Here is a 15774-nt window from a genome sequence, read left to right as displayed (position 1 = left end):
ACACCTCGACTTCCCATCCCGTGTCGCTCGACCGCACCACCTCGAGCCGGTGGCGTCGTGGAATCGCACCGGTGTCCCGGCAGAGTGGGTACGAGGGCGCGTCCGATCGCATCCTGCGCCGGTTCGGACTGGCCATCGGGATCGCCGGGGTGATCGTCGCGGTGGTGGAACTGCCGGAGATCGCGGACCAGAGCCGGTTCGTCGCGGGCGGCTGGACGGTCCTCACGGTGGCGCTGGCATTCGGGTTGTTCCCGGTGCTGGCCGCGGTGTCGATCGCGTCGAGCAGGCAGATCATTCAGCTGGTCTCCGGTGCGGCGGCGGTGAGTTTCCTCGCGGCGATGGCGGTGATCCCGTTCGCGTATCCCGATCCCGCGCCCGAGGCATCCTCGGTCTGGCTGTATCGCGTGCTCGCACTGGGCGTGCTTGCGGCCGTGCTGGCGTGGCGGCCGATGTGGGCGGTCATCTACCTCGTGATCGGTGCCGCGCTCTCGGCATTCGCGAACGGGTTCGTGGTGCCGAATACGACGCCACTGGTGTGGGCCGGTGACTTCGTGCGGTCGGCCGGTCTGTGCGCGCTGTTCCTGTGGTGCGCCATCTATGCCAAGGCGGCCGCGGATCGCGTTGACCGTGAGTCGGCGATCGAGAGCAGGCGCGCGGCGGCCGTCGCGGGCGCGGCGGCGCGCGATCGCGAACGTGCGCGCTTCGCCGCGCTGATCCACGACGCGGTGCTGTCAACCCTGCTGGACGCTTCCCGGGCGGGCACCGATTCCCCGGTGCTGCGCCGGCAAGCCGAACGGACACTCGAACAGCTCGACGAATGCCGGGTCGGCGAGGTGGAACCGAACCGGTTGGATGCGCAGTCGGCCACCGGGTTTCTGCGCTCGGCCGTGCACGAGGTCAACCCCGGTATCCGGTTTACCGCCCGGCGCTGGGCCGGATTCGACGATCTCCGACTGCCGGTGGACGCCGCGGGCACTATCGCCGCCGCGCTCACCGAGGCGGTGCGCAACAGTTTGCGGCACGCCACCGTGCCGGGCCGCGAAGTGCAGCGCAGCGTCACGGTGACCATCAGCGCGGGTGGTATCCGGGTGGTCTTCCGGGACGACGGCGCGGGATTCGATCTGAGTCAGGTGCCCGCCGACCGCCTCGGTATCTCGGTGAGCATTCTCGGGCGGATGCGCCAGCTGGCCGGCGGCGCGGGCTTCGTGGAATCGCAGCCGGGCGAGGGCACCACGGTGACGCTGGTGTGGGGTAGCGATGGCTGACACCGATACCGAGTTCGGGCTGCGCGATCTGCTCGGCCTGCGGGATCCGGCGGCCGGGCTGTTCCTGCTCATTCTCCAGGCGACCATCGTGCTGTACATGGTGCGCAATTTCGGCGATTCGCCGGTGATCTCGGCGGTGGCGGCGCTGGTGCTGCTGGCCGCGGCCGGGGTGGTGGTGCTGGTGATTCCGGTCGACCCGCTGCCGATGCCCGCGACCGTGTTCGTGGCCGCATCCGGGCCGCTGGCGACGGCGCTGACCTCGTTCAACGTCGATCACGGCTGGTCGAAGCAGGTGTGGACCGCGTTCGCGTCGTCCTATGTGCTCGCGGTGCTCGTGCTGCGTGGCCGATTGGGTGCGGCGTGGCTCGGCGTCGGTGGCGTTGCGATCGTGATCGCGACCGTCGGCGCGGTGAACGGGCTGCGTGGCGGGGTGATCGCCGGATCGATCGTGCCGATTTCGACGGTGGCAGGCGTCTCGTTGTTCGCGGTGATCATGCGGCCGACCCAGCGTTCACTGCGGCTGTTGCGCGAGGAGTCGACGATGCGCGCCGCCGCCGAGGCCACCATGGCCGCGGAGAACGGCGAACGCGACCGCCAGCTGGCCCGCCTCGACAAGGTGGCCAGACCCATCCTCGAACGCATCGCCGATGGAGCCGAACTCACCGCCACCGAACGAGAACAGTGCCGGCTGCTCGAGGCCGAACTACGCGACGGCCTGCGCGCCCCGCAACTCGTTACCGACGAACTCAGCAGCGCCGCCCGCGGCGCCCGCTCCCGCGGCGTCGAGGTGGTCCTGCTCGACGACGGCGGCTTCGCCGGCGTGCCCCGCTGGGTCCGCCAACAGGTAATCGAAGCCGCGACAAAGGAATTGGACGCCGCCAACGCGGGCTCGGTAACCGTCCGAGTCCTCCCCATGGGTCGCCGCATCCTAGCCACCGTCCTTGCCAACGCCCCCGACCAAGACCGCCGCACCGAAATAGACGCCGCAGGCAGCATCAAGGTCTCCACCTAGCCCCCGAACGCATCAACAACCCCGGCGCCGTCAACCAGCCCTCCGCCAGGTGGGGAATGTTGTCGGACCGGCGTGGCATTGTGCGGGGTATGCGGAAGATTAGTGTGGGGGTGGCGCGGCGGGTTGCGTTGGCGGCGCAGGGGTTTGTGGGGCGGAAGCCGGTGCGGGCGTCGCGGCGGGCGGTGCTCGGGGTGGTGGGGAAAACGCAACTGTTGCAGTTGGATTCGGTGTCGGCGGTGGTGCGGGCGCACTATGCGCCGGTGTTCAGTCGGATCGGGACTTACGATCGGGCGCTGATCGACGAGGCGGCGTGGAGCAATGGGGTGCGGCGGCCGCGGCGGCTGGTGGAGTACTGGGCGCACGAGGCGGCGCTGATTCCGGTCGAGGACTGGCCGCTGATGCGGTGGCGGATGGCTCGGTACGAGCACGGCCGCTGGGCGGGCATGCGCAAGACGATCGAACGCAATCCCACACTGGGCAAAGACATTTTGGATGTGATCACCGAGGTCGGCGCGTGCACCGCCGGTGAGGTGGAGCGCCACCTCGAACTGGATAAGCCGCGCCCCAAGGGTTCCTGGTGGAACCTCAGCGACACCAAGATGATCTGCGAGCAACTGTTCGCCGCGGGCGCGCTCTCGGTGGACAAGCGCGTCGGCTTCGCCAGACACTACGACCTCGTCGAACGCGTCATCCCGCCGGATATCTTGGCGCGCACCGTTTCCGAGCAGGACGCGGTACGCGAACTGGTGCTCCGCGCGGCCACCGCACACGGCATCGGCACCGAACCCGACCTGCGGGATTACTACCGGCTGCAGCGCAGCCAAACCGAACCGGCCATCGCCGACCTGATCGACGCGGGCGAACTGCTCCCGGTCGAGGTCGAGGGCTGGGACAAGCCCGCCTACCTACGCGCAGGCACCCCGATCCCACGCCGCGTCGAGGCCGCCGCCCTGCTGTGCCCGTTCGACCCGCTGATCTTCTTCCGTGCCCGCACCGAACGCCTCTTCGACTTCCACTACCGCATCGAGATCTACACCCCCGAAGCCAAACGGGTACACGGCTATTACGTCTTCCCGTTCCTCCTGAACGGCGAACTGGTCGGCCGAGTCGACCTCCGCGCCGAACGCGCGGCCGGTCGCCTCTCCGTCCCCGCCGCTTTCGCCGAACCCGGCCACGACACACCCGCCACCGCAGCGGCCCTCACCGAAACCCTCCGCGAAATGGCCGACTGGCTAGAACTCGACAAGGTTGTAATCGGCGACCGAGGCAACCTCGCACCCCTGCTGTAGTCGCAAACTCGCGCAGCGGCCCCAAGTGCACAGAGCGCCCATACCTTTCACAGGGGCTAAACACTCTGTGAAAGGTACGGACGCTCTGTGAGATCAGAACGGGCGCGCTAGAAGTCGCGCTTCGGACCGTAGCCGCGCATCTGGTCGCGGAGCGCGCCGGAGACCGCGCTGGACAGCCAGGAGTTCAGCGATTGGCCACTCTGCGCGGCGGCTTCCTCGGCTCTGGCCTTCATTTGTTCGACGAGGCGCAACGTGACGCGGCTGATGTCGCCGGTCATTTCCTCGAAGGTGGGGTGGTCGTCGGGGGAGGTCTTCTTGCGGAGGTCGACCTTGGCTTCGGTGCCGTCGAAGGAGAGGTGCACCGTGCGGTCACCCAGTTCGGTGCTGACCTCGTTGGCGAGGTCGGACAGCGCGGCAAGTAGCACCAGCCGGGCCGAGCTCTCCGTCGCCGCGGCCAACGCCGCCGCGGTGGCCTGGGTTTTTTCGTCGCCGAGAGCGGCGGCCGCGATCAGGTCCTCGCGCAGGCGGGCGGTGTACTTGTTCAGATCCATGACATCAGTGTGACGCCATGTTTGATGTCGCACAAGGACGGGAATGACATCACGGTTGTGCGGTGGGCGACCGATCACCCGACCGGCCGGTCCGTTCGGTGGCGACGGTGTCGAGGGCGTTCTCTCGACCGGGTAGCCTTTCTGACCATGACGAACGGTGAATCGACGCCAGCACGCGGTGCGAGCGTGAGGCCCGGAGGCGGCAGCGTGCGTAACCACGGAGGGGCAGCGAGCACCGCGAATCAGGCACAGCTGCGTGCGTCCGGCACGGTCGGTGTCGCGATGGTGACCCCCTTCGGTGCCGACGGCAAGCTCAATGTCGATGCCGGAGTCGCGCTCGCGGCCCGCTTGGTCGATCGCGGCGTCGATCTACTCGCCATCTCCGGAACTACCGGCGAGTCGCCGACCACCACCGAATCGGAAAAGGCGGACCTGCTCCGCGCCGTCGTCGACGCCGTCGGCACCCGTGCCACCGTGATCGCGGGCGCGGGCACCTACGACACCGCGCACTCCATCGAACTCGCGCGCAACGCCCAGCGGGCCGGCGCGCACGGCCTGCTCGTGGTGACGCCGTACTATTCGCGCCCCTCCCAGGACGGCCTGCTCGCGCACTTCACCGCGGTCGCCGACGCCACCGACCTGCCGGTCACGCTCTACGACATTCCACCGCGTTCGGTGGTACCGATCGCCACCGACACGCTTCGCCGGCTGGCCGAGCACCCGCGCATTGTCGCGGTGAAGGACGCCAAGGGCGACCTGAACGCGGGCGCGGATCTCATCGCGAACACCGACCTCGACTTCTATTCCGGCGACGACACGCTGAACCTGCCCTGGTTGTCGGTCGGCGCGACCGGATTCATCAGCGTCATCGGACATCTCGTGCCCGAGCGACTGCGCGAACTGATCACCGCCTACACCGCCGGTGACGTGGTGCGCGCTCGCGAGATCAACGCCAGCCTGGTGCCGCTGAACTCGGCGATGTTCCGGCTGGGCGGCGTCGCGATGAGCAAGGGCGGACTGCGCTTGCTCGGCATCGATGCCGGAGAACCACGGTTGCCGCAGTTGATGCCAACGCCGGAACAACTCGACCAACTTGCGAACGATCTACGAGCAGCAGGGGTGCAGGCATGACTGAGCAGAGTGAGCCGATCGCACGTCGTCCCCGTCGCGCCGCGACTCGCACCGCCGGACCGCCGCCGCCCGCGCCGATCGAGCAGCCTGCCCGCACCGAAAAGGCGGTGACTTCGGAGCGGCCCACAGCGCAGCCCGACAGCACAGCGCAGCCCGCAGTTACCGCGCAGCCGCCAGTAACGGTGCAATCGGAGGTCGTCGTAGTGCAGTCCGAAGTGGCCGCGCAACCAGATCGGCCCGCCGCGACGAAGTCGCAGCCCAAGCAGTCGAACCAGGCGAAAGCGCCTGCGAAGAAATCGTCCCCGCGCGCCGACGCATCGCAGGGCGGCCAGCAGGCCCGGAAATCCGGTCGCGGCCGCCAGCAGTCCGGCCGGGGTCGCGCCGAACAGTCTGCGCCCCAAGTGGATCCGCGTGCCGCGGCCGCCGCGCACGATCGCCTCGGCACGCCGCCGCGACTGGCCAAGAACGGGCTTCGTGTCTTCGCACTCGGCGGCATCGGCGAAATCGGCCGCAACATGACCGTTTTCGAGTACGGCGGCAAGCTGCTCATCGTCGACTGCGGCGTGCTGTTCCCGGAGGACCAGCAGCCCGGCGTCGACCTGATCCTGCCCGACTTCCGGCCCATCGAGCACCGGATGGACGATGTCGTCGCCGTCGTGCTCACGCACGGCCACGAGGACCACATCGGCGCGGTGCCGTTCCTGTTGCGGCTGCGCTCCGACATCCCGGTCATCGGCTCGAAGTTCACCCTCGCGCTGGTCGCGGCGAAATGCCGGGAGCACCGCCAGCAGCCGAAGCTGGTGGAGGTCGTCGAGGGCCAGCACACCACCCACGGACCGTTCGGCTGCGAATTCTTCGCCGTCAACCACTCCATCCCGGACGCGCTCGCCGTCGCCATCCGCACCCCGGCGGGCGTCGTGCTGCACACCGGCGACATCAAACTCGATCAGCTGCCCCTGGACGGTCGCCTCACCGACCTGGCCGGTTTCTCCCGGCTCGGCGATGAAGGTGTCGACCTGTTCCTGGTGGACTCCACCAACGCCGAGGTTCCCGGCTTCGTCACGCCGGAACGGGAGATCGGCGGCGTGCTCGACACGGTCATCGGCAAGGCGCGCAACCGAGTGATCGTCGCCTCGTTCGCCAGCCATGTGCATCGCATCCAGCAGGTCGTCGATGTCGCCCAGAAGTACGGCAGGCGGATCTGCTTCGTCGGCCGCTCGATGGTGCGCAACATGCAGATCGCGCAGGACCTCGGCTACCTGACGGTGCCCGACAGCGTGGTCGTCGACCTCGATCAGGCCGCGACGCTGCCCGGCGATCGGCTGGTGCTGATCTCCACCGGTTCGCAGGGCGAGCCGCTGTCCGCGTTGTCCAGGATGGCGCGCGGCGACCACCGGCAGATCAATATCCGCGAGGACGATCTGGTGGTGCTGGCCTCCTCGCTCATCCCGGGCAACGAGAACTCGGTGTTCGCGGTGGTGAACGGCCTGGCCCGGCTGGGCGCCACGGTGATCACTCAGCAGAACGCCAAGGTGCACGTCTCCGGGCACGCCTCGGCCGGTGAGCTGCTCTACCTGTACAACGCGGTGCGACCCACCAATGCCATGCCGGTGCACGGCGAATGGCGGCACCTGCGCGCCAACGCCGCGCTCGCCGTCGCGACCGGCGTGCCGGAGGACCGGGTCATGCTCGCCGAGGACGGCGTGGTGGTGGACCTGGTCGACGGGATCGCCTCGATTGTCGGCCGGGTGCCGGTCGGGCACGTGTACGTCGACGGGCTATCGGTCGGCGACGTCGGCGAATCGACGTTGTCGGACCGCTTGGTGCTCGGCGAGGGCGGGTTCATCTCGATCACCGTCGCGATCGACGAGACCACCGGCAAGGCGGTCAGCACGCCGGAGGTCAGCGGGCGCGGCTTCTCCGACGATCCCACGGCGCTCACCGACGCGGCCGAACTCGTCGAGGCCGAACTGCTGCGGCTGGCCACCGAAGGAGTCACCGATATCCACCGGATCGCGCAGAGCGTGCGGCGCGTCGTCGGCCGCTGGGTCGCCGACACCTACCGTCGTCGCCCGATGATCGTGCCGACGGTCATCGGCGTCTGACCCCTGGATCGCGAAAGCGCCGGATGCCTTTGGCACCCGGCGCTTTTCGTTTGTCCCTAGCTCATTCCTGGCAGGCCGCGGACTCGATCTTCGCGCTCTTGACGATATTGCAGGCGAAGGTGTGGTCGACCTTCCATTCACCGCCTTCGGAGACGAAGGAGATGAAGGCGTCGTCGACCGGGCTGCCGTTGATGGTGACCTTGGCGTCGGCCTTCAGCTTGCCGTCGGCGGGCTCCTGCACATTGGTGACCTCGACCTTGACGCCTTGCTTCTTGGCGGCATCGACGAGGTTGGCGACCAGGTACGGATCCTGCTCCGCGGCCTGGATCCAGCTGATCTTCTCCTTGTTGGGCACGTTGGGATCGAACGCCTTGGTCAGGCGGTCGTTCAACTGCTGCGCCGTGGGCTTGGCCAGCACCGGCGAGGACGGGGTAGTCGGCGCCGAGCCGGTTTCCTTGTCGCCCTTGTCACTTCCGCCTTGGAGTTCACCGGCTTCCTTGGCGGCGTCGGCGGTGGTGCTCGGCGCGGACGCGTCCTTGTCGCCGGAGGCGCACGCGGTGAGGGTGGCTGCGGCGGCGGTGAGGACAATGGCCACGGCGGTCCGGAAAGTGCGGTGTTTCACGATATTTCCCCTGAATCGGTTCGCGGACATCAGCCGTGGTTGGACGTGCAGTTCCAGTGCACGATATAGGCGCCGGAGTCGTTGTAGGACAACGCTTTACTCTGCGCGCGGCCACGCGAGGCGGCGTAGGCCCAGCTGTAGGCGCCGGACCGGTTGGAATACGCCACTGCCCCACAACCATTGGCGAACCAGACCACCGACTCGCAGTCGCCCGCGCCGCAGCTGCGAACCGCGCGCGCCTGCGCGGCGGCCGAATCCGGGTAATCGTAGGAGTACCCGATCAGTCCGGTGGAGGTGGACAATGCGATGGCGCCGTAGTTGTAAGCCTTGGCGTGCGCGGCGGGCGCGCTGATAGCCAGCGCGCAACTAGCAGCGGCCACAATGGCCGCACCAGTAACAAACTTCTTCACAGGGGATTTGCCCTTCTTGTTTATAAGGCCCACGACCCGATGGACCGAGAGACAAGGTACATAGCGAACCCTCATTGCGCTACCCGAGAATTCGGGGCCTCGGTCTGCGGTCGGCACCCACTTGTGGGCGGCGCGTGGGGTTTCGGGATGTCGGAGCTGCCACATTGGAGCGGTGGTCGGTATGTTCAGGGGGTGAGCATCGCGCAGCGCGAACGTCAGCGGCTCGTCGAGACGATGACGGCGGCCGGGCCGGAGGCACCGACTCTCTGCGGGACCTGGACGGTGCGAGACCTGGCCGCGCACTTGGTGGTTCGCGAGCGACGGCTGGACGCCTCGCTCGGCATCGTGCTGAAGCCGTTCGCCGGGTATCTCCAAGGCGTGCAAGCGAAAACGGCCCGCAAGTCGTTCCCTGAGCTGCTGGAGCTGGTCCGGACCGGGCCGCCGTGGTGGTCACCACTGCGGCCGATCGACGCGCTCGCGAACCTGGCCGAAATGTTCGTCCACCACGAAGACGTGCGCCGTGGCTCATCCGGCTGGGAGCCGCGCGACCTGCCGGCCGCCGACGAGGCCAAATACTGGTTCTTGGTCAGCAAGATGGCGCGGCGGTCCTATCGCGCCTCGCCGGTCACGGTGGTCCTGGCGACCCCGGACGGCAAACGTGCGGTCATCCAGCCGAAGCGGGGCGGTGCGGTGACGTTGCTAGCCAAACCGTCGGAACTGCTGTTGCACGCGTTCGGCCGCGACGAGGTCCGCCTCGAGACCTCGGGCGACCCCGAGGCGGTACGGGCCGTACTGAGGCTGGACCGGTCCGTCTGACCCGAACGGCGCCGATCAGGCGCTGGGGGCGGCGCGTTCGACACGCGGAGGCCGCCCTGAGCTCGGTCGGTTCGAGCGCGGCCCCGGATCGGCGGCGACCTGGGCATCCGCACAGTTAGCGGCCCCTGATGCCCGCGATACCAGTGTTGCGGATGGTCTCGATGGGGCGTTTGCGGCTAGCCTGGGTCCATGGCAGGTAAGTCCCGCAGCACCACGACTACTCGGGCGCGGGCGGGATCGGCGCGGGGAAGGACCACGGCGGCACGGTCCCGTTCGGCGACACCCCGCGCGGCGTCGACTCCGCGCGGGCGCCGCGCACCCGCTCGCCGACCGGTTCGGCGCAAGTCGAACACCGCGCCGCTCGCGGTGCTGAGCCGCGGCATCAGCAGCGGCTGGAACATGCTCGCGCGCGGCCTCGGCGCCACCACCCGGACCTTGAGCAAGGCGGGCGAGATCGAGCACGGCCACCGGCGCGACGGCATCGCGCTGGCCCTGATCGCGTTGAGCGCGGTGATCGCGGCCGCGGTGTGGCTGTCGGCGGGTGGCCCGGTCGGGCATTGGGTGGGCGAGGCCATTCGCGCGGTGTCCGGATCCGCCTCGGCGGGACTGCCGTTCGTGGCCACCATGATCGCGGTCATCCTGATGCGCACCGAGGCACACCCGGAGATCCGGCCGCGGCTGGTGCTCGGCGGCCTGCTGGTCGGGCTGCCGATGCTCGGACTGTGGCATGTCATCGCGGGGGCGCCGACCGATCCGCACGGGCGTTCGCGCGCAGCGGGTTTCGTCGGCTTCGTGGTGGGCGGGCCGCTCACCGACGGGCTCACCGCCTGGCTTTCGGTGCCGATTCTGTTGCTGGCCATCGTCTTCGGGGTGCTGCTGCTGACCGGCACCACGGTGCGCGAGGTGCCGGACCGGCTGCGCGAGTACTTCGGCACCGGCAGCGGCGGCGACGAATACGGTGAGTACAACGAATACGGCGAGTACGACCCGGCGAAATACGACGCCGACGGGTTCCCGCTGCATTCCGCCAAAGCCAAGCGGCGCGGCCGCACGCCGGTAGAGAACTACCCGCCCGACGAATTCGGCGATCCCGACGCCGCGACCGAGGTGATCGGCGAGCCGCCGCTGCGCGATGCCAAGCCGATTGCCGCCGAAGAGCCCGCGGCGAAACCGAAACCGAAAAAGCAGCGCCCGGTCAAAGTCGAAGACCAGACCCCGCCGCCACCCAAGCAACTCGAGTTCGTCGCCGACCGCGAGGTCGAGGGCGACTACGTGCTGCCGCCGATGTCGCTGCTCACCGACGGCGACCCGCCCAAGAAGCGCAGTGCCGCCAACGAATCGATGATCGAGGCGATCACCGAGGTGCTGGTGCAGTTCAAAATCGACGCCGCCGTCACCGGTTTCGTGCGCGGCCCGACGGTCACCCGCTACGAGGTGGAACTCGGTCCGGGCGTGAAGGTCGAGAAGATCACCGCGCTGGCCCGCAATATCGCCTATGCCGTTGCGACGGAGAATGTTCGGCTGCTCGCCCCGATTCCCGGCAAGTCCGCCGTCGGCATCGAGGTGCCCAATTCCGATCGCGAGCTGGTCCGCCTCGCCGACGTGCTCAAGGCGCCGTCGACCCGAAACGACCACCACCCGTTGGTGATCGGGCTCGGCAAGAACATCGAGGGCGATTACCTCGCGGCGAACCTCGCCAAGATGCCGCACCTGTTGGTCGCCGGTTCCACCGGCTCGGGTAAGTCGAGTTTCGTGAACTCGATGCTGGTCTCGCTGCTGCATCGGGCGACGCCGGAAGAGGTCAGGATGATCCTGATCGACCCGAAAATGGTGGAACTCACCCCGTACGAGGGCATTCCGCACCTGATCACGCCCATCATCACCCAGCCGAAGAAGGCGGCCGCCGCGCTGACCTGGCTGGTCGAGGAGATGGAGCAGCGCTATCAGGACATGCAGGCCAACAAGGTTCGCCACATCGACGACTTCAACAAGAAGGTGAAGTCGGGCGCGATCACCGCCCCGCTGGGCAGCGAGCGGGTGTACCGGCCCTACCCGTACATCCTCGCCATCGTCGACGAGCTCGCCGACCTGATGATGACCGCGCCCCGCGACGTCGAGGACGCGATCGTGCGGATCACCCAAAAGGCCCGCGCCGCAGGCATTCACCTGGTGCTCGCCACCCAGCGACCCTCGGTCGACGTGGTCACCGGCCTGATCAAGACCAACGTGCCGTCCCGGTTGGCCTTCGCCACCTCGTCGTTGACGGACTCGCGGGTCATCCTGGATCAGCCCGGCGCCGAGAAGCTGATCGGCATGGGCGACGGCCTTTTCCTGCCGATGGGCGCGAACAAACCAACCCGCCTGCAGGGCGCGTTCATCAGCGACGAGGAAATCCACGCCGTCGTCGACTTCGCCAAGAACCAGGCCGAGCCCGAATATCAGGAGGGCGTCACCGCCGCCAAGACGGGCGAGAAAAAGGATGTCGACCCCGACATCGGCGACGACCTCGACGTATTCATCCAAGCCGTAGAACTCGTCGTCACCTCACAATTCGGCTCCACCTCGATGCTGCAACGCAAGCTCCGCGTCGGCTTCGCCAAGGCCGGCCGCCTGATGGACCTGATGGAAACCCGCGGCGTAGTCGGCCCAAGCGAGGGCTCAAAGGCCCGCGACGTCCTCATCAAACCCGATGAACTCGAAGGCCTACTGTGGTCGATCCGCGGCGGCGAAGGCGAACCCCCACCGGAGGAGTCCGCCTAGTTTCGATCGTCGGCCGCGGCCGCTTGTTTCCTGGTGCGCTCGGGAGGATTCGAACCTCCAACCGCCTGGCTCGTAACCAGGTGCTCTATCCGTTGAGCTACGAACGCTCGCCCCGCGGATGCGGGGGTGGTTCCCTCGGCGAGATTCGAACTCGCACCTTCCCGGAATCTAGGTCCGGTGCCTCTACCGATTGGGCTACGAGGGATCGGGTTTCGTATCCGTGAGTGGAGTCGAACCACCGACCTGCACCTTCGGAGGGTGCCGCTCTTCCACTGAGCTACACGGATCTGAAACACGAAAAAGGGGTCACTCGTTGGCGTTTGCCGCGGAGTGACCCCTTTCACGGGTCTATGGAAGACACGGATCAGGGGCCGCTCCGGACGTTCAGCCGTCGATAGGTGACGGTCGATAGCACGGCGTTGGCGCGCGACTGCCAGGCACCGTTGCGCGAGCGCTGCTCGGTCCCTGCCATCGTCCTTCGCCTTCCTGGTCGTGTGCGTTCTCTGGTATCGACGCTAACATCCGGATCCCGCGTTGGGAACCGGGATTAGCCGTCTCAGAAGGTTCGGTTGGCCTCCCGAGCGATCTTGAACCCAGCCCCGGTGGTGTTGTTCGTGCAGGTCACGCCGCTCTCGGCGGAGTCGCAAGTGAACGGTCCGACGGTCAGCATCCCGCCATACGGAAGTACCCGTCCACCCCCGCGGCTACCGCCGTCGATCGGCGCGCCGACGAACACGCCCTGATTCAAGCAGAGTGCCCCTGAACGTTTCCCGACAGTCAGCGTGCTCGCCATCGGACTCTTGCTCCAGCAGTCCTGCAGGTCGGCGGGTGCGGGCGTGGTCGGCCCCTGACAGCCGACCTGAGCGTTGTCATCGATCGGCTGATCGAGGATCGCGCAGAGGAACGAACCGGTCGGCGACTGGAAGTAGTACCCCATCTGCTGCCGGTACTGCGCCGGATCGACCGGACCGGACACGGGGCCGCGCGTGGTGGTCGGCGCGGCCGTGGTGGTCATCGGGGTCGTCGGGGTTGCCGAGGAACTCGGCGCGTGCGAGCTCGGCGGCACCGAACTGGAGGTCGGTGTCCCCGAACCCTTGTCGTCGTCCCCACATCCGGCCAGCAGCGCCAGCGCGACGGCGCACGGCACCACGGCGATACGAGCTTCTCGGATTTGCATGACGGCATTCTGTCGTGCGGCACTCGGCTTTCGGCCAGGACGCGCCGTGTCCCGCGGCACTGTGTTGGATGGCTATCACTCCAGCTTGCGCGCCTGCAGGGTGTAACTGAGCGGCAACCGCTCCGGGTGCTCGGTGAGGTGCCATTCGCCGCCGGTCCCGAGCGTCATCTGTCCGGGCAGCGCCTCCCACGGCACACTCCGGTGCTCGGTGAGTCCGGTGATCGACAGACCGGCGTTCAACAGCGCGGTCACCATCTCACCGAACCCGTGATTCCATTCGTGGGTGGTGGTTTGGTCGAACTGGACATCGGATTCCACGTAGGTGCCGCCGTCGGAAAACACCATCGGCTCGGGCGTTTCGAAGTACGGGTAGCCGATGACCAGCCGATCCGTGTGGGTCTCATCGATCGTGGCGAGCGTCGGATGGATCTCCCGAATGAACAGCCGCCCGCCGGGCCGCAGCAGCCCCGCCACGGTCCGCGCCCAGCGGTCGATGCTCGGAAGCCAGCACAGCGCACCGATTCCGGTGTACACCAGGTCGAATTGCGCACCGCCGAGCGCGGATACCGCGTCATAGACATCCGATTCGACGAAATCCACGTGCGCACCGGTTTTTTCGGCCAGCGTTCGCGCCTGCGCCAGCGAGGCCGGTGAGAAGTCGAGTCCGGTCATGGTGGCGCCGAGCCGAGCCAGCGAGAGCGTGTCGGTGCCGATGTGACATTGCAGATGCACCCCGCGCAGCCCGCTGACCTCGCCGAGCAGCGGCAGATCGAACCGCACCACCTCGCTGAGGAAGTCCGGTTCGGCGAGGAACCGCTCTACCGCGTAATCGCGCGACGCGGCGTGTACCGGTGCGCGCTCGTCCCAGTTGGCCCTGTTCAGCAGGAGGTAGTTGTCGGTCACATTCGCCACTCTGGCACGGACGTACGACTGGACGCATGTGAAATTATGGTCAGCAATCACGCCGCTAGCCGACTGGAACGGACAAATCGGGCACTATGGACGCCATGACCCCTGACGATCGACACATCGCATGCAGGTAACCGCACTCGAGTGGGTGATCACCATCGTGGTGGTCCTCGGCCTGTTCGTTTTCGACTTCTACGCCCACGTGCGCACCCCGCACGAACCGAGCTTCCGGGAGTCCGGGTTCTGGTCCGCGATCTATATCGGGCTCGCCCTCGCCTTCGGCGGTTACGTCGCCTGGCAATGGGGTTCCACGTTCGCCGGCGAGTACTACGCGGGCTTCGTCACCGAGAAGGCGCTCTCGGTGGACAACCTGTTCATCTTCCTGATCATCATGTCCACCTTCGCCGTGCCGCGGATCTATCAGCAGAAGGTGCTGCTGATCGGCATCGTGATCGCGCTGGTGATGCGCGGGGCGTTCATCGCCGTCGGCGCGGCCGCGATCAACGCGTTCAGCTGGGTGTTCTACCTCTTCGGCCTCTTCCTCATCTACACCGCCGCCAACCTCATCAGGGAGAGCGGCCACGAAGTCGAGCACGAGGAGAAGCGCGACAGCCGGGTTGTCGCGCTGGCCAAACGGGTGCTGCCGACCACCGACAGCTACGACGGCGACAAGCTGGTCACCCGCATCGACGGACGTCGTGCGGTGACCCCGCTGTTGCTCGCGCTGCTGGCGATCGGCTTCGCCGACCTGCTGTTCGCCCTGGACTCGATCCCGGCGATCTACGGTCTGACGAGCGAGCCGTACCTGGTATTCACCGCAAACGCGTTCGCGCTCATGGGTTTGCGGCAGTTGTACTTCCTGATCGGTGGACTCCTCGATCGGCTGGTCTATCTGTCCTACGGTTTGTCGGCCATCCTCGCGTTCATCGGCGTGAAGCTGGTGCTGCACGCGTTGCACGAGAACACGCTGCCGTTCATCAACGGCGGCGAGCACGTCAGCGTGCCGGAAATCTCCACCTCGCTATCGCTCGGTGTCATCCTCGGCATCCTGATCATCGTGACGGTCGCCAGCCTGCTGCGCACCCGTACCCGTACCCGGGTGGACTGAGCGGGGCGTAACCGTTCAGAACACCCGGTTGCTGTCCGGTGCGATCTCGAAACCGTGCCCGTCTTCGTCATTGCTACAGGTGACGCTGAAAGTCTCGGCCCGACAGGTGTATCCGTGCGCGCTCAGGGTGGCTCCGGCGGGCAGCACCGGCCCGACGCCGGTGCCGTCGCCGGGCTGGACCTGCGGCCCGGTGTAGAACCCCTGGTTCACGCACAGGTATCCGGCGTCCTCGCCGACCGCGAGCGCGGCGGCGGCCGGATCGGTGCTCCAGCACTGCTGCATGTGCGGCGGCGCGGGACCGGTCGCGCCCTGACAACCGGCTGTGCGCCGCGGTTGGCCGATCGGCTGATCGAGGATGCCGCAGGTGATGCGGCGGTCCGCGGTCTGGAAGTAGTAGCCGTCCACCGACCGGTACAGCACCGGGTCGGCGACACCGGGCCGGGTCAGCGGACGAGCCGAGGACGAGGTTGCTGGGTCCGATTTGTCCGGTGAACCCAGATACGCGTACAGCAGGCCGGCGGTGGCGGCCGTCGACGCGAAAACCGCTACGTATGTGCGCATGGCGCGAGTCTGCCGTGTCGAGCAGGCGGTATGTCCGTATCACGCACGGTGTGTCGCC

Annotated in this window: 14 protein-coding genes and 3 tRNA genes; 8 read left to right on the top strand and 9 right to left on the bottom strand. The window is 67.5% G+C overall.

Features of this window, described 5'->3' with window-relative positions; genetic code table 11:
- Positions 1–71: 71 nt before the first annotated feature.
- From KV110_RS29260 to KV110_RS29250, 3 genes are all read left to right on the top strand, one after another.
- On the top strand, positions 72–1265 hold the full coding sequence (locus KV110_RS29260; protein ID WP_246634057.1) for a sensor histidine kinase: 1194 nt from the start codon (positions 72–74) through the stop codon (positions 1263–1265).
- Positions 1258–2277, top strand: a complete 1020-nt coding sequence (locus KV110_RS29255) for a hypothetical protein (protein WP_218470433.1) — start codon at positions 1258–1260, stop codon at positions 2275–2277. Before KV110_RS29260 ends, KV110_RS29255 begins: the two co-directional genes overlap by 8 nt.
- Positions 2278–2366: 89 nt before the next feature.
- Entirely contained in the window at positions 2367–3566 is a 1200-nt protein-coding gene (locus KV110_RS29250) for a winged helix-turn-helix domain-containing protein (RefSeq protein ID WP_218470432.1), read from the top strand.
- 107 nt (positions 3567–3673) lie between these two features.
- Here the strand turns inward: KV110_RS29250 and KV110_RS29245 are convergent, their stop codons facing one another.
- Complete coding sequence (locus KV110_RS29245) at positions 3674–4117, bottom strand: hypothetical protein (RefSeq protein ID WP_218470431.1); 444 nt, start codon at positions 4115–4117, stop codon at positions 3674–3676.
- A 282-nt stretch (positions 4118–4399) separates the two neighbouring features.
- On the opposite strand from KV110_RS29245, the gene dapA reads away from it, so the two are divergent.
- Entirely contained in the window at positions 4400–5248 is an 849-nt protein-coding gene (gene dapA / locus KV110_RS29240; RefSeq protein WP_218479035.1) for a 4-hydroxy-tetrahydrodipicolinate synthase, read from the top strand.
- A complete protein-coding gene (locus KV110_RS29235; RefSeq protein WP_281427690.1) occupies positions 5245–7353 on the top strand; it encodes a ribonuclease J in 2109 nt (702 codons plus the stop codon). The genes dapA and KV110_RS29235 overlap by 4 nt, the downstream gene beginning before the upstream one ends.
- A gap of 61 nt (positions 7354–7414) precedes the next feature.
- On the opposite strand, the gene KV110_RS29230 is transcribed toward KV110_RS29235, so the two are convergent.
- Both KV110_RS29230 and KV110_RS29225 read right to left on the bottom strand, forming a co-directional pair.
- On the bottom strand, positions 7415–7975 hold the full coding sequence (locus KV110_RS29230; RefSeq protein ID WP_218470430.1) for a WKL family lipoprotein: 561 nt from the start codon (positions 7973–7975) through the stop codon (positions 7415–7417).
- Between the two features lie 29 nt (positions 7976–8004).
- Positions 8005–8385, bottom strand: a complete 381-nt coding sequence (locus KV110_RS29225) for a DUF4189 domain-containing protein (RefSeq protein WP_246634056.1) — start codon at positions 8383–8385, stop codon at positions 8005–8007.
- 192 nt (positions 8386–8577) lie between these two features.
- Here KV110_RS29225 and KV110_RS29220 point away from each other — a divergent pair, with 192 nt between their 5' ends.
- Together KV110_RS29220 and KV110_RS29215 are read left to right on the top strand one after the other, a co-directional pair.
- Complete coding sequence (locus KV110_RS29220; RefSeq protein ID WP_218470428.1) at positions 8578–9201, top strand: TIGR03085 family metal-binding protein; 624 nt, start codon at positions 8578–8580, stop codon at positions 9199–9201.
- A gap of 189 nt (positions 9202–9390) precedes the next feature.
- Positions 9391–11961 (top strand): DNA translocase FtsK, encoded by a 2571-nt coding sequence (locus tag KV110_RS29215; protein ID WP_218470427.1) that lies wholly within the window; start codon positions 9391–9393, stop codon positions 11959–11961.
- A gap of 31 nt (positions 11962–11992) precedes the next feature.
- Here KV110_RS29215 and KV110_RS29210 read toward each other — a convergent pair.
- From KV110_RS29210 to KV110_RS29190, 5 genes are all read right to left on the bottom strand, one after another.
- Positions 11993–12068, bottom strand: a tRNA-Arg gene (locus tag KV110_RS29210).
- Between the two features lie 20 nt (positions 12069–12088).
- Positions 12089–12166, bottom strand: a tRNA-Leu gene (locus KV110_RS29205).
- Positions 12167–12176: 10 nt separating this feature from the next.
- Positions 12177–12248, bottom strand: a tRNA-Arg gene (locus KV110_RS29200).
- A gap of 269 nt (positions 12249–12517) precedes the next feature.
- Entirely contained in the window at positions 12518–13138 is a 621-nt protein-coding gene (locus tag KV110_RS29195) for a hypothetical protein (protein WP_218470426.1), read from the bottom strand.
- A 75-nt stretch (positions 13139–13213) separates the two neighbouring features.
- Positions 13214–14041: a class I SAM-dependent methyltransferase gene (locus KV110_RS29190; protein WP_218470425.1), complete on the bottom strand. Its 828-nt coding sequence runs from the start codon at positions 14039–14041 to the stop codon at positions 13214–13216.
- Between the two features lie 130 nt (positions 14042–14171).
- On the opposite strand from KV110_RS29190, the gene KV110_RS29185 reads away from it, so the two are divergent.
- Positions 14172–15155, top strand: coding sequence for a TerC family protein (locus tag KV110_RS29185; RefSeq protein WP_218470424.1), 984 nt, complete (start codon positions 14172–14174; stop codon positions 15153–15155).
- 15 nt (positions 15156–15170) lie between these two features.
- Here the strand turns inward: KV110_RS29185 and KV110_RS29180 are convergent, their stop codons facing one another.
- Positions 15171–15716, bottom strand: a complete 546-nt coding sequence (locus tag KV110_RS29180; protein WP_218470423.1) for a hypothetical protein — start codon at positions 15714–15716, stop codon at positions 15171–15173.
- Positions 15717–15774 lie beyond the last annotated feature (58 nt).

The sequence above is a fragment of the Nocardia iowensis genome (assembly GCF_019222765.1).
Classification (GTDB): Bacteria; Actinomycetota; Actinomycetes; order Mycobacteriales; family Mycobacteriaceae; genus Nocardia; species Nocardia iowensis.
The sequence above is the reverse complement of the archived record's forward strand: the minus strand, read 5'-3'. Positions and strand labels throughout refer to the sequence as shown.